Raw genomic sequence first — 13757 nt, forward strand, 5'->3', positions numbered from 1 at the left:
CGAGGCCCGGCGTCCCGGTGTTGGCCGACACACTGAGAACCCCAGGACGTCAGAGGGAGGACCAGATGGTTGCTGCGGACGCAGTCCGGCCCGCCGATCTTGTCATCGAGGGGTGCATCGTCCTCGTACACGGCGAGCAGGGCGAGATCGACTTCGTCGAGGACGCGGCCGTCGTCGTACGCGGTCCGGTCATCGAAGCCGTCACCTCCGCGCGCGCCGCCGCCGAAGTCCCCGCCGTCGAGCGCATCGACGGCCGGGGACAGCTCGCAATGCCCGGGCTGATCAACTGCCACACCCACTCACCGATGGTGGCGCTGCGCTCAATCGCCGAGGACATGCCGGTGGAGGAGTGGTTCAACGACTGGATCTGGCCCATCGAGTCCAACCTCACCGACCGGGTCGTCGAGCTAGGGGCGCGGCTCGCCTGCGCCGAGATGATCAGGGGCGGGGTGACGGCCTTCGCCGATCACTACTTCTCGATGGACAAGGTCGTCGCCGCGGTGCACGACAGCGGGCTGCGGGCTAATCTTGGCTGGGCGTACTTCTCCAGCCAGGGCGCCGAGGGGCGGGAGCGGTCGCTCGACTTCGCGCTGCGGACGCGGGGTGCGGCCGACGGGCGGATCACCACGTCACTGGCTCCCCATGCGCCGTACACCGTCGACGACGACGATCTCGGGGCCACCGCCGCGCTCGCGGGCGAGCACGGGCTGCTCGTGCACATCCACGCCGCCGAGAACAAGGCGCAGACAAACAACAGCCTTGCGCGGTGCGGGCGTACGCCCGTCGAGGTGCTGGAACGGGCCGGGCTGCTGGACGTGGACGTCCTCATCGCGCACGGAACCGGGATCACCGAGAAGGATCTCGCCGTGCTGAGGCGGGGCGGCGGGCGGATCGCCGTCGCCAGTGCGCCGAAGGGGTACCTCAAGTTCGCCTGGGACACGACGCCGATCAGGGCGCTCGCCTCCGCCGGGATTCCCGTCGGGCTCGCCACGGACGGGGCCGCGTCGAACAACACCCTCGATGTGTGGGAGAGCATGGCGCTCACGGCGCTGGTGCAGAAATCCGTCGAGGGTGATCCGGCCTGGCTGACCGCCCGGCAGGCGCTCGATCACGCCACCACGCAGAGCGCGCGGGCCATCGGGCTCGGCGAGCAGATCGGCGCGCTTGCGCCCGGTCGGCGGGCGGATCTGATCCTGGTGGATCTCAGCGGGCCGCACACGCAGCCGCTGCACGACATCGCGGCGACCCTGGTACATAGCGCGCGCTCCGGGGATGTACGCGCCACGGTCGTCGACGGGCGGGTGCTGATGCGGGACCGGCGGCTGCTGACGGTCGACGTGCCCGCCATCGTGGCCGAACTCTCCGAACGGCTCCCTGCGTTGACCGAACGCCGCAAGGGCCGGCGTGTCCAGGACTACAAGGGGTAGTCCGCGCCACGCGGGATAGTTCGATAAGCCGCCCACTCGATTGAGTGAAAGAACGATTTGCCATAACCCGAAGGGCCTCATGGACGTTGGTTCGGGTGCGGGCGCGTGCCCGCGAACTTCTCCTGAAGGCAGGACCCATGAGGCAGGTTCACCGAAAGGCTCTGGCCACCGTGATGCTCACGGGTGGCGCGCTCGCCATGGCCGGGTACGCGCACGCCGACTCCAACGGGGACGGCGGTGCGGCTCGTTCGCCCGGGCTGCTGACCGGCAATACGGTGCAGCTTCCGGTGAATGTCCCGGTCAACGTCTGCGGGAACACCGTCAATGCCGTCGGAGCGCTCAACCCGGCCGCCGGGAACTCCTGCGCCAACGCCCCCGGCAAGCCGCCCGTCCGACCGCGGCCCGCCACTCCGCCGAAGCCCGCCGCGCCCCACACCTCCACACCTGCTCCCGAGACCCCTGGCACCCCGGTGGGCCTCGCAGCCACCGGCGCCGGACCGGGGATCGCCCTCGCCGCGCCCGCGGGGGCCGCCCTGCTGCTCGGCGGAATCGTCCTCTACCGCCGTGCCCGGTCCGCCAACACCCCCTAGGGCCGGGACCAGGACGCCAGTACCCCCTCGATCACCGCCGCCACCCGGGCCCGCGCCTCGTGGCGGGCGACCCCGGACATCAGCAGGGCGTCGTACTCCGTGTCGAGATGCCGTACGGAAGCCCGCACCGCCGCCGTGAGGGCCCCCTCCTCCAGGGAACGGCCCGCCGCGGTGCGGCCCACCCGCCCGCTGCCGCGCGCCGAAGCGTGCGCCGCGACATCCTGAGCCCGGGCGGGCGGACAGCCCGGGAACAGCCGCAGGATCTCGGCCGCGAACGAGGCCGTGAACCGCACATCCTCGGCAGCCCGGCGCACCGCGTCCCGCTCCCGGCGCCGCGCCCGGGCATCCGCGTCGGCCAGGCACGCCGACTCGGCGCTGGCCAGCGCTGCCTCTTCGACGAGCAGCCCCTGTCGTTCGTACCGCTTGCGGCGGCGGCTGAAGCGGACCACGACCGCGCACAGCGAACTCGCCTCGCGGGCACGCCGGGTGAGTGCCGCGCTGCCCCGCGGCAGGAACACGAGATGAGCAAGGTCGGCGCAGTCCAGGCAGATGGGCGCGTTGAACTCCAGCAGATGCATGGGCAGCGGCCCCTGGCGGCACTCCGCGCAGTGCCGCCCTTTCAGCGGCTGGATCACCACCAGGTCCACGTATGCTCCGTTCCCATGACGCTGCGCTGTGCCGTACTCGACGACTACCAGGATGTCGCGCTCTCCATGGCCGACTGGGCCGCCCTCGCTCCCGACGTCGAAGTCCGGTCACTGCAAAGCCACTTCACCTCCGAGGACGAGCTGGCCGAAGCCGTCGGCGACTGCGAGATCCTGGTCGCGATGCGTGAGCGGACCCCCTTCCCCGAGTCGCTGTTCGCCCGCCTGCCGCGCCTTGAGCTGCTGATCACCTCCGGCATGCGCAATGCGTCGATCGACCTCGACGCCGCCGCCCGGCACGGTGTCACCGTGTGCGGGACCGCCAGCAGCTCCGAACCGCCCGCCGAGCTGACCTGGGCGCTGATTCTCGGTCTGGCGCGCCATGTGGTGGAAGAGGGCTCGGCCCTTCGGGAGGGCGGCCCCTGGCAGTCCACGATCGGCACCGATCTGCACGGCCGCCGCCTCGCCCTCCTCGGCCTCGGAAAGATCGGCGCGAAAGTCGCCCGCGTCGGACAGGCCTTCGGCATGGACGTCATGGCCTGGAGCCAGAACCTCAACCAGGAGCGGGCCGCCGAGACCGGAGTCGTACGCGCCCGTTCCCTGGACGAGTTGCTCGAAGCCGGTGACGTCGTCTCCGTACATCTGCAGCTCAGCGACCGCACCCGCGGGCTGATCGGCGCGAGCGAGCTCAAGCGGATGCGGCGTACGGCCCTTCTCGTCAACACCTCGCGGGCCGCGATCGTCGACCAGGCGGCGCTCGTCCGGGCGCTGCACGACGGCTGGATCGCCGGAGCGGGCTCGGACGTCTTCGAGCACGAGCCGCTGCCCGCCGACGACCCGCTGCGCACCGCGCCGAACTTCCTCGGCCTGCCGCACCTCGGCTATGTCACCCGGCGCAACTACGAGGGGTACTTCCAGGGGGCCGTCGAGGACATCGAGGCCCATCTCGCAGGCCGGCCCGTCCGGATGCTCAGCGCACGCCCGGCGCCGCAGCCCCGATGAACTCGGACAGCGTCTCGCGGGCCTGCTCCGAACGCTGCGAGCGGTCCGCCTCGTCCGGTGCCTCGTGCATGCAGTTCGTCACCTCGAAGGCGGAGGCGGCCAGTTCGAGCGTCTGGGCGTCGTCGCAGACCAACTGGACGCGGATCAGCGCCTGATGGGCGGTGGAGCGCAGCCGGTAGGAGTCGATGCGCGCCCCCTCGGCCACCGCGCTGCCCGGTGACTCATGTGCCCGGTGCCAGCGGTCGTTCTGGCCGCGCCGATAGTCGACGAGCGCGCCGGCGAAGGCGCTGTAGGCGGAGATCCGCTCCTGGCGCAGCTGTTCGGCGCGGCTGAGGGCGGCGGTGCGCTCGGCCGTATGGCGCTGGAAGAAATGGGTGGCCACCGAGCCGAGCAGCGTGCCGATGACCGCGATGACGGCTGTCTCCATGGTGCGTACTCCCCGAGGGATCTGAGCCGGTGACGGAGGTGAGGGATGAATAATCGTTCGAGTGTGCGTGAGCCGTCTTGATACCTTGATCGACGTGGCGAAACTCAATCAGATCATCGCAGTCGAGAAAGGCGTCAAGTCCAAGGCGCATCAGGACCTGACGGCCGCCCATCACGGGCTCCAGAAGCCCGCGCTGCTGGCCGGAATCTCGCGTACGTACCAGGCCAAGGACGAGGAGGGCGAGCAGCTGCCGCCCGAGTCCACGCGAGTCCAGGTCAAGGCCGAGGACGTGCTGCGCGAGACCGCGAAGACGCTGACCCGGCTGTTCGACGTGACCGCCACGAAGGACTGGGCCAACTGCGCGGCGCGTGCCGATGTGACCGTGGACGGGCGCGTTCTGGTGAGCGATGTGCCGGTCGCCTATCTCCTCTTCCTGGAGAAGCAGCTCACCGACATCAACACCTTTGTGCGCAAGCTCCCGGTGCTCGACGCCTCGGAGTCCTGGACGCAGGACCCGTCGACGGACGCCTGGAAGACGGAGGCGGTGCGCACGCTCCGTACGAAGAAGGTGCCGCGCAACCATGTGAAGGCCGAGGCGACGGAGAAGCACCCGGCGCAGGTCGAGGTGTACTACGAGGACATACCGGTCGGTTACTGGACGACGGTGAAGTTCTCCGGAGCGCTGCCGGCCCGGCGGGTGAACGAGTTGCTGGAGCGGGTGGAGAAGCTCCAGCAGGCCGTGAAGTTCGCCCGCGAGGAGGCCAACGGCGCGGAGGTCACCGACCAGCGGGTGGGTGACGCGGTGTTCGGCTACCTGTTCGGGTAGCCTCAATGACTCCCCGTCCGCCTGTGTGCGGGCGGGGTGCGCGAGGAGCGCAAGCTGAAACTGAAGCTTGTCGTGACTGCGCGGTTCCAGTGGAGGTTCGAGTCCTCCCCGCGGCATTTTCCGTAACGACGGGCCGCGGTAGCCCAACTCGGCAGAGGCAGACCGCGATCAATCTCAGACTATTGCTCCAGACTCAGCATTCGCCGCCGATCGCCGGATCGACCGGGCCCAGGCCCCGGTGCGTCGAAATGCCGGTTCAAGTCCGGCCCGCGCAGCTCGATGTGCGGTGGTCCAAAGGCAGGACGCGGCGACATGATGACTGACCTGGGTTCTCAAGCGTGCCGGCGTGCGACATGGGCGGCATCACAGGGCTCGGGGGCCGGCTACGCCCCCGGGCCCGCTCCCGTTTCCGGTACGTTGGGGCCGTTTTGGCGACCTGGCTGACTGGAGGATTCCATGGGCTTCAAGGACAGAACGCGCACCGCGATGGTCCTGGTCGGGTGCCTCGCGGCGCTCGCGACGGTGCCGTCCGCGGCGAACGCCACGCCCGGCAGCGGCGTTTCGGGCACGATCCTCGCGCAGGGCGTCTCGGAGGGGACCCTCAAGCTGAAGGCCAAGGGGAAGACGGACGTGGTCGTACGGACGATCACGATCGCCCCGGGCGGCTCCACCGGCTGGCACTCGCACGCCGGGCAGGTTCTCGCCGTCGTCAAGTCCGGGACGCTGACCCGGACTCTGGACGACTGCTCCGTGGAGGTCACCACCGCCGGCAAGGCCTTCGTCGAGCCGTCCGGGCCGCGGCACCGGCACATCGGGCGCAACCTGGGCAGCGAGCCGCTGGTGCTGTATGCGACCTATCTGCTGCCCAAGGGCAGCCCGTTGTCGAACGACGCGGACGCGCCGCCGTGCGCCGGTAAGTAGGCCATGAGATTCGAGGCGATCACCTGGGAACGGCTGGCCGGGGCCATCGCCGACAAGGCCGTGGAGGTCAAGGCCGAGGACGGCATCTCCCGGCTGCGGATCGGCATCGACGGGGCGCCCGCCGCGCAGACCGGGGAGCTTGCCGGACAGATCGGGGAGGCGCTGCGCGTGCGCGGGCGCAGCGTCCTCGTCGTCGGGACCGAAGGGTTTCTGCGGCCCGCCTCGCTGCGGTTCGAGTACGGGCGCGAGGACCCCGAGACGTACTACAGCGGCTGGTACGACACCGGGGCGCTGTGGCGGGAGGTCTTCGGGTCGCTGGAGGCTGGCGGCAGCGGGCGGGTGCTGCCCGATCTGTGGGACCCCGTGAGCGACCGGGCCACCCGCAGCGCGCACGTCGAACTCCCGCCCGGCGGGGTGCTGTTGCTGCACGGTCCTTTCCTGCTCGGGCACTGGTTCCCGTTCGATCTGAGCGTGCATCTGCGGCTGTCGACCGCGGCCCTTCGGCGACGTACGCAGGAGAGCGAGCGCTGGACTCTGCCCGCCTTCGAGCGGTACGAGGACGAGGTGGGACCCGGGGACGTGGCCGATGTGCTCGTACGGGCCGATGATCCGCGTCACCCCGCATGGGGCGGCCTGCGCTGACCCGGCCGGCCGCCGGTCAGCGTCACCGCATCCGCGCCTGCCCGGCAGCCTTCGGCCGCGGCCGTCGCCGCGTCCGCGCCCGCGAGCCGGGCGGCGAGGAACGCGCCCGTGAAGGCGTCGCCCGCGCCCGTCGAGTCCACCGCTTCGGCAGGGACGGACGGGACATGGGCCGTGACGGTGCCCGACTCCGCGATCAGGGCACCTCCGGCACCCAGTGTCACGACCGTGAGCGGGACATGGCGGCTCAGCTTCGCGGCGGCGTCTGCCGGGTCCGGCAGGCCGGTCAGCAGGCGCGCCTCGTCGGCGTTGGGAACGAGGATGTCCGCGCCGGAGAGAGCCGCCAGCATCCGGTCCACGCCCAGCACGGAGATGAAGCCCGCCGATGCCGGGTCCACGCTCACCGGAATGCCGAGCGCCCGTGCCGACTCCAGGGCGAGTAGGGCCAGTTGGCGGCTGGTGTCGGCGAAGAGGAGATAGCCGGACAGATGCAGATGACCGACCTCGCCGAGCAGCGACGGAGACCAGTCGGCGGGGGACAGGCGCAGCACCGCGCCGCTGTCGGTGAGGAAGGTCCGCTCGGCGCTCTCGTCGACGAGGGCGATGACCGTGGCCGTCGGGGCCTCGGCGTCCGGGACGAGGAGCGGCCCTACGCCGGCGGCCCGCAGCCGCGCGTCGTGCCAGCCCGCCTCCTCCTGGCCGACCCGCGCCAGCAGCCGTACGTCCCGGCAGCCCCAACGCGCCGCCCAGCAGGCCACGTTGGCCCCCGCACCGCCCGGCAGGATACGGATCGCGGCCGCCGTGTCCGTCCCCTTGGCGAGCGGCTCCCGATGCCGTGCCACCACGTCGGTGACCACATCGCCGATGACGAGCAGGGCATCCGCGCCCGCCGCCCCTGGGACCGTCACAGCGCCGCCGCGATTCGCGCCGCCAGCCGCACATTCCCGCGTACTGCCGCCACATTCGCCTCCAGCGAGGCCCCCTCCGTGCGCCGCATCAGATAGTCGAGCAGGAAGGGCGTCACGGCCTGGCCCTCGATGCCGCGCTCCCGGCACTCGTCGAGCGCCTCGGCCAGCACCCGGTCGTGCAGCGCCGGATCCAGCTGCTCCGTCTCCGGGACCGGATTCGCGACGATCAGCGCGGTGTCCGGCCCGCCGAGCGCGTCCCCGGCCCGGATCACCTCGGCCACCTCCTGCGGTGTGCCGACGGTCCATTCGACCTGCTGGCCGGAGGAGGTCAGATAGAAGCCGGGGAACTCCCGCGTGCCATATCCGAGAATCCCGACTCCCAGCGTCTCCAGCCGCTGCAGCGTCGCAGGAACGTCAAGCACCGACTTCACGCCCGCGCACACCACCGCGATCCGGGTCTGTGCGAGCAGCCGCAGATCCGCCGACTCGTCCTGCGTCTCGGTCCACTCGCGGTGCACGCCACCCAGGCCGCCGGTCGCGAAGACCCGGATCCCGGCCCGCGCCGCGAGGAACGCCGTCGCCGAGACGGTCGTCGCCCCGCTCACTCCCGCAGCCAACGCCGGCGCAAGATCCCGGTGCCCCAGCTTGCGCACGTCCTCGTCTCCCGCGACCCGCTCCAACTGTCTTTTGTCCAGGCCGATATGGACTGTGCCGTCGAGCACGGCGACCGTCGCGGGGACGGCGCCCTCGGAGCGTAGGAGCCCCTCAAGCTCCTCGGCGACGGCCAGATTGCGCGGACGCGGCAGCCCGTGCGCGATGATCGTCGACTCCAGGGCCACGACGGGCCGGTGCGCGGCGAGCGCTTCCTGTACTTCCTCGGTCACTTCGGTCAGCAGCATGTCCCAATCCCTGGCACAGGAGTGCGGCGTCCAAACCCGCGGCCGGGAGGCTCGCTATGGGAAGGTTCCCTGTCAGCTGCTGAGCCCCGGCTGCCGGAGCCCGGCGCCTCGTTTCCCGGCTCGGTCAGCTGAGCGCCCTGCGTACGGCCAGGGCCGCCATCGGCAGCAGCAGGCAGGCGCCGACCACGTTCAGCCAGCCGTAGCTCGCCTGCGCGACGATCAGCCCGGCCGCCGCGCCGCCGATGCCCGCCGAGGTGTTCATGGTCAGGTCGGACAGGCCCTGCACGGCGGCACGGGCGGGCTGCGGCACCGAATCGGTGAGCAGCGTGGAGCCGGAGACCAGGCCCGCGGACCAGCCGAGGCCGAGGACGAAGAGCCCGGCGGCGGTCTGGCCATGGCTCGCCCCCGCCGTGCCGGCGAGCAGTGCGGCCAAGGAGAGCAGCCCGGCCGCCAGACCGATCACGGCGAGCCTGCCGATACGGTCCGCCAGCCAGCCCATGACCGGTGAGAACGCGTACATGCCCGCGATATGGCCGCTGATCACCAGGCCGATCAGCTCGATGCCCGCGCCGTGGTGGCTGAGCGCCACCGGAGTCATCGACATGATCGACACCATCGCGGTGTGCGAGGCGGCGACGGTGACCAGCGCGAGCCGTGCCATCGGCGACTCACGGACCGCCCTCATCCCCGCCCGCAGTGAACGCCCCTCGGGGGAGCGGTCGGCCGGGGACAGCGCCCGCGCCGTCAGCAGCGGATCGGGGCGCAGCAGGACGAGCACCACAACCGCGGAGACGAGGAACACCCCCGCCGCCCAGACGAAGGGTCCCGCGGCCGCCGGTATGCCGAGCCCCGAGACGCTGCGGCCCGCGGGCGCGGCGATATTGGGGCCGAGCACCGCGCCGATCGTGGTCGCCCAGACGACATTGGAGATGGCCCGGGCCCGCCGCTCGGGCTCGGCCAGGTCGGCGGCGGCGAAGCGCGCCTGAAGATTCGCCGACGAACCTGCGCCGAAGGCGGCCATGCCGAGCAGCAGCAGCGGAAAGTTGTCGACGACCGCGCCCAGCACGACCACGCCCGCGCCCAACGCGCCCAGCAGATACGCCAGTACGAGCCCTGGCCGTCGCCCGCGGGCCGTCATCAGCGCGGCCAGCGGCATGGACAGCACCGCGGTCCCGGCCACGGTCGCGGTCGGCGCGAGACCGGACAGCGTCTCGGTGCCGCTCACCTGCTGCGCCAGCACGGTGGCCAGCGCTATGCCGGTCGCGACGCCGAGCCCGCCCAGTATCTGGCTGGTTATGAGCACGGCGGTGATACGCCGCCGCAGCGCGGGCAGCTCGTCCGCCGTCACCGGTGCGGGCGCGGCGGCCTTGTCGAGCGCCGTCACCGCACACGTCCGGGTTGGGAAGCGTGAGCGAAAACGTCCGGTGCTTCGGATATGACGGGTGCGTCAGGGCTGGTGGTCACTGGCGCAGTGTGCCAGCCCGTACGCACGTGCGAAACCGCGTTTCCCCCGGCCCGCCTCGGCCGCCGACGGCAGGGCGCGCGCTGCCCGCCGGCTCAGAACAGCGGCTCGGGCAGTACGCCCTCCAGTGCCAGCAGCCTCCGCTTGGTCTCCAGGCCGCCCCCGAAGCCGCCGAGCCCCCCGCCCGTCTCCACCACCCGGTGGCACGGCACCACGACCGGCAGCGGATTGGACCCCATCGCCGCGCCCACCGCCTGCGCCGCGCCCGGCTCGCCCACCCGGGCCGCCAGGTCGCCGTACCCGACGACCGCGCCGCACGGCACGCTCTTGGCCAGCTCCCGCAGCACCTTCCGGTTGAAGCCGCCGGACAGCGACCAGTCCAGCGGCAGATCGAACTCCCGCAGCCCGCCCGCGAAATATGCCTCGAGCTGACGTATCGGCTCGGCCAGCAGGCCCGTCGCGTCCTCGGCCGGCTCGGCGGCCAGCCGCCCCGCCAGCCGCGCGAGCGCTCTGTCCCGTACCGCCGGGTCCGCATGGAAGACCACGCTCACCAGGCCCTCGTCGGTCGCGGCGAGCAGCAGCGGTCCGATGTCCGTGTCCACGACGGTCCACTCGAAGCTCTTCATGCCGACCACCGTACGACCGGCCACTGACAACGCCGGTTCGGTCCTGCGCGTCCGCACCCACCGTCAGAACCTGAACGGATCCACCCAGAACGCATCAGGTGACAGTTTCCGTGTCGACAAATCTCTGTTCAAATGTTTGCTAACCATCGCGGGAGCCCTACTCTCGCCCCCGGACCGGACGTTCCGTCAGGGATCGCGGGGATCACAAGGAGCGAAGGGCGTAACCGGATGCAGGGGACTGTCGACGGATTCAGCTATGGCCTCGTCACACCCGTGGCGGCCTACCTCATGGCGTGCCTCGGCGGGGCCCTCGGCCTGCGCTGCACCACCAGATCCGTCCGCAACCGGCGCTCCTTCAAACCGGGCTGGCTCGCGCTGGGCGCCACCGCGATCGGCTCGGGCATCTGGACCATGCACTTCGTCGCGATGATGGGCTTCACCGTCGCCGAGGCCCCCATCAGCTACGACAGAACGACGACATTCGCCAGCCTCGCCGTCGCGATCGTCATGGTGGGCATCGGGATCTTCATCGTGGGATACCGCGGCGCGACCCCGATGGCGCTGGTCACCGGGGGCACGATAACCGGCCTCGGGGTGGCCACCATGCACTACCTCGGCATGGCGGGTATGCGCCTGGACGGGCAGCTTGAGTACGACACCGTGACCGTCGCCCTCTCCGTGGTGATCGCCGTCGTCGCCGCCACCTCCGCCCTCTGGGCGGCCGTGTCGGTCCATGGCTTCCCGGCGAGCCTCGGCGCCAGCCTCGTGATGGGCATCGCCGTGAGCGGCATGCACTACACGGGGATGGCGGCGGTCAGTGTCCACCTGCACACGGCGGCCGGCTCCGCGGGCGGCGGCGACGAGCATGCCACGCTGCTCGCGCCCATGCTCGTCGGCCCGGTCGTCTTCCTGCTCCTCGCCGGAGTGGTGGTGATGTTCGACCCGCTGCTGGTGATGGGCGAGCCGGACTGGCGGCCTGTCGACGCGGCCGCCATGCGCCCGGGAGTCCCCGCCCAGCGCACCAGGACGGCGAACGGGCAGCCCACCGGCTGGGCCGCCGACCGTTCCCCGCGCCGGGAGCCCTCGCGCTCCCGCCAGGGCTCCCGCGACCGATGGTCCCGGTGACCCGCTGAGCGCCTGATCCGCTCCCGGCTGTCAGTGGTGGGTCGTACGGTGGTTCCATGCGGCCCGTTTCCCAGATCGAACGCACGGTGGCGCCCTTCGAGGTCGTCAGTTCCTACCAGCCCAGCGGTGACCAGCCGACGGCCATCGACGACCTGGAGCGGCGTATCCGCGCAGGTGAGAAGGATGTCGTCCTGCTCGGCGCGACCGGCACCGGAAAGTCGGCGACCACCGCCTGGATGATCGAGAGGCTTCAGCGCCCCACGCTGGTGATGGCGCCGAACAAGACGCTGGCCGCCCAGTTGGCGAACGAGTTTCGCGAGCTCCTTCCGAACAACGCGGTGGAGTACTTCGTCTCGTACTACGACTACTACCAGCCCGAGGCGTACGTCCCGCAGTCGGACACCTACATCGAGAAGGACTCCTCGATCAACGAGGAGGTCGAGCGGCTGCGCCACTCCGCGACGAACTCCCTGCTCACCCGGCGCGACGTGATCGTGGTCGCCTCCGTCTCCTGCATCTACGGCCTCGGCACCCCGCAGGAGTACGTCGACCGGATGGTGCCCCTCAAGGTCGGCGACGAGATCGACCGCGACCAGCTGCTGCGCCGCTTCGTCGACATCCAGTACACGCGCAACGACGTGGCGTTCGCGCGCGGCACCTTCCGGGTCCGCGGCGACACCATCGAGATCTTCCCGGTCTACGAGGAGCTCGCCGTCCGCATCGAGATGTTCGGCGACGAGATCGAAGCGCTGTCCACCCTCCATCCGCTCACCGGCGAGATCATCAGCGAGGACCAGTCGCTGTACGTCTTCCCGGCCAGCCACTACGTGGCGGGCCCGGAGCGCATGGAGAAGGCCGTCAACGGCATCGAGAAGGAGCTCGAGGAGCGCCTCGCCGAGCTGGACAAGCAGGGCAAGCTGCTGGAGTCCCAGCGGCTGCGGATGCGCACCACGTACGACATCGAGATGCTGCGCCAGATCGGCTCCTGCTCCGGAGTCGAGAACTACTCGATGCACTTCGACGACCGCGAGCCCGGCACCGCGCCCAACACCCTCCTCGACTACTTCCCCGAGGACTTCCTGCTGGTCATCGACGAGTCGCATGTGACCGTCCCCCAGATCGGCGCGATGTACGAGGGCGACGCCTCCCGCAAGCGCACCCTCGTCGACCACGGCTTCCGGCTGCCCTCCGCGCTCGACAACCGCCCGCTGAAGTGGGAGGAGTTCCAGCAGCGGATCGGCCAGAGCGTCTATCTCTCGGCGACCCCCGGCAAGTACGAACTCTCGCGCGGCGACGGCTTTGTGGAGCAGATCATCCGCCCCACGGGCCTGATCGACCCGGAGGTGGTCGTCAAGCCCACCGAGGGTCAGATCGACGACCTTGTGCACGAGATCCGCGAGCGCACCGAGAAGGACGAGCGCGTCCTGGTGACCACCCTCACCAAGAAGATGGCCGAGGACCTCACCGACTACTTCCTCGAACTGGGCATCCAGGTCAGGTATCTGCACAGCGACGTCGACACCCTGCGCCGCGTCGAGCTGCTGCGTGAACTGCGCTCCGGTGAGTACGACGTCCTGGTCGGCATCAACCTGCTGCGTGAGGGCCTCGACCTTCCCGAGGTCTCCCTGGTGGCCATTCTCGACGCCGACAAGCAGGGTTTCCTGCGCTCCGGCACCTCGCTGATCCAGACCATCGGCCGCGCGGCGCGCAATGTTTCCGGCCAGGTCCATATGTACGCGGACACCATCACCCCGGCGATGGCGCAGGCGATCGACGAGACCAACCGCCGCCGGGAGAAGCAGGTCGCGTACAACACCGAGCGCGGCATCGACCCGCAGCCGCTCCGTAAGAAGATCAACGACATCGTCGCGACCATCGCGCGCGAGGAGATCGACACCGAGGAGCTGCTCGGCACCGGCTACCGGCAGGCGAAGGCCGAGAAGCCCGGCAAGGGCGCCAAGGCCCCCGTCCCGGCACTCGGCAAGAGCGCGGGCAGGAAGGGCGAGGTCCTCACCGACCGCCCCGCTGCCGAACTGGCCGGAATCATCGAGGAGATGACCGACCGGATGCGGGCGGCGGCCGCCGACCTGCAGTTCGAGATCGCCGCCCGGCTGCGCGACGAGGTGGGCGAGCTGAAGAAGGAGCTGCGCCAGATGAAGGAGGCGGGCCTTGTCTGACCTCCGCACCCGGTGTGTGTTTCAAGAGCGACACAAAAACGAGCCAATTGTGATGCGCCCATCGCGCCCTTGCGTAGGGTGCTC

14 protein-coding genes are annotated in these 13757 nt (G+C 70.6%); 8 read left to right on the forward strand and 6 right to left on the reverse strand.

From position 1 onward, the window contains the following. Window positions 1-65 precede the first annotated feature (65 nt). A complete protein-coding gene (locus tag OG905_RS30825) occupies window positions 66-1427 on the forward strand; it encodes an amidohydrolase (RefSeq protein WP_328679096.1) in 1362 nt (453 codons plus the stop codon). A gap of 137 nt (window positions 1428-1564) precedes the next feature. After that, window positions 1565-2017: a chaplin gene (locus OG905_RS30830; protein WP_328679098.1), complete on the forward strand. Its 453-nt coding sequence runs from the start codon at window positions 1565-1567 to the stop codon at window positions 2015-2017. On the opposite strand, the gene OG905_RS30835 is transcribed toward OG905_RS30830, so the two are convergent. Next, the gene (locus tag OG905_RS30835; RefSeq protein WP_328679100.1) at window positions 2014-2664 is read right to left on the reverse strand and encodes a DUF2293 domain-containing protein; all 651 of its coding nucleotides are present in this window, start codon (window positions 2662-2664) and stop codon (window positions 2014-2016) included. The two genes, OG905_RS30830 and OG905_RS30835, sit on opposite strands and share 4 nt — an antisense overlap. Window positions 2665-2679: 15 nt before the next feature. Here OG905_RS30835 and OG905_RS30840 point away from each other — a divergent pair, with 15 nt between their 5' ends. Continuing rightward, on the forward strand, window positions 2680-3663 hold the full coding sequence (locus OG905_RS30840; protein ID WP_328679101.1) for a D-2-hydroxyacid dehydrogenase family protein: 984 nt from the start codon (window positions 2680-2682) through the stop codon (window positions 3661-3663). Here OG905_RS30840 and OG905_RS30845 read toward each other — a convergent pair. Beyond that, window positions 3632-4090, reverse strand: a complete 459-nt coding sequence (locus tag OG905_RS30845; RefSeq protein ID WP_328679103.1) for a hypothetical protein — start codon at window positions 4088-4090, stop codon at window positions 3632-3634. The two genes, OG905_RS30840 and OG905_RS30845, sit on opposite strands and share 32 nt — an antisense overlap. Window positions 4091-4184: 94 nt before the next feature. Here OG905_RS30845 and OG905_RS30850 point away from each other — a divergent pair, with 94 nt between their 5' ends. From OG905_RS30850 to OG905_RS30860, 3 genes are all read left to right on the forward strand, one after another. Continuing rightward, window positions 4185-4916: a DUF7873 family protein gene (locus OG905_RS30850; protein WP_266477544.1), complete on the forward strand. Its 732-nt coding sequence runs from the start codon at window positions 4185-4187 to the stop codon at window positions 4914-4916. Window positions 4917-5372: 456 nt separating this feature from the next. Next, window positions 5373-5837, forward strand: a complete 465-nt coding sequence (locus OG905_RS30855) for a cupin domain-containing protein (protein WP_328679108.1) — start codon at window positions 5373-5375, stop codon at window positions 5835-5837. A 3-nt stretch (window positions 5838-5840) separates the two neighbouring features. Next, window positions 5841-6479, forward strand: coding sequence for a uridine kinase (locus OG905_RS30860; RefSeq protein ID WP_328679110.1), 639 nt, complete (start codon window positions 5841-5843; stop codon window positions 6477-6479). Here OG905_RS30860 and OG905_RS30865 read toward each other — a convergent pair. The 4 genes from OG905_RS30865 to OG905_RS30880 form a co-directional block, all read right to left on the reverse strand. Beyond that, window positions 6452-7384 (reverse strand): carbohydrate kinase family protein, encoded by a 933-nt coding sequence (locus OG905_RS30865; protein ID WP_328679112.1) that lies wholly within the window; start codon window positions 7382-7384, stop codon window positions 6452-6454. The two genes, OG905_RS30860 and OG905_RS30865, sit on opposite strands and share 28 nt — an antisense overlap. Then, a complete protein-coding gene (locus OG905_RS30870; protein WP_328679114.1) occupies window positions 7381-8283 on the reverse strand; it encodes a pseudouridine-5'-phosphate glycosidase in 903 nt (300 codons plus the stop codon). Before OG905_RS30870 ends, OG905_RS30865 begins: the two co-directional genes overlap by 4 nt. Window positions 8284-8407: 124 nt before the next feature. Next, window positions 8408-9667, reverse strand: coding sequence for an MFS transporter (locus OG905_RS30875; protein ID WP_328679115.1), 1260 nt, complete (start codon window positions 9665-9667; stop codon window positions 8408-8410). A 173-nt stretch (window positions 9668-9840) separates the two neighbouring features. Next, complete coding sequence (locus OG905_RS30880; RefSeq protein ID WP_328679116.1) at window positions 9841-10371, reverse strand: methylated-DNA--[protein]-cysteine S-methyltransferase; 531 nt, start codon at window positions 10369-10371, stop codon at window positions 9841-9843. A gap of 228 nt (window positions 10372-10599) precedes the next feature. Here OG905_RS30880 and OG905_RS30885 point away from each other — a divergent pair, with 228 nt between their 5' ends. Next, complete coding sequence (locus OG905_RS30885) at window positions 10600-11496, forward strand: MHYT domain-containing protein (RefSeq protein ID WP_328679117.1); 897 nt, start codon at window positions 10600-10602, stop codon at window positions 11494-11496. 56 nt (window positions 11497-11552) lie between these two features. Beyond that, complete coding sequence (gene uvrB, locus OG905_RS30890) at window positions 11553-13673, forward strand: excinuclease ABC subunit UvrB (protein ID WP_328679118.1); 2121 nt, start codon at window positions 11553-11555, stop codon at window positions 13671-13673. The last annotated feature ends 84 nt before the right edge of the window (window positions 13674-13757 follow it).

Origin of the sequence: Streptomyces sp. NBC_00322, from assembly GCF_036147535.1 — a bacterium.
In the GTDB taxonomy this organism is placed as follows: domain Bacteria; phylum Actinomycetota; class Actinomycetes; order Streptomycetales; family Streptomycetaceae; genus Streptomyces.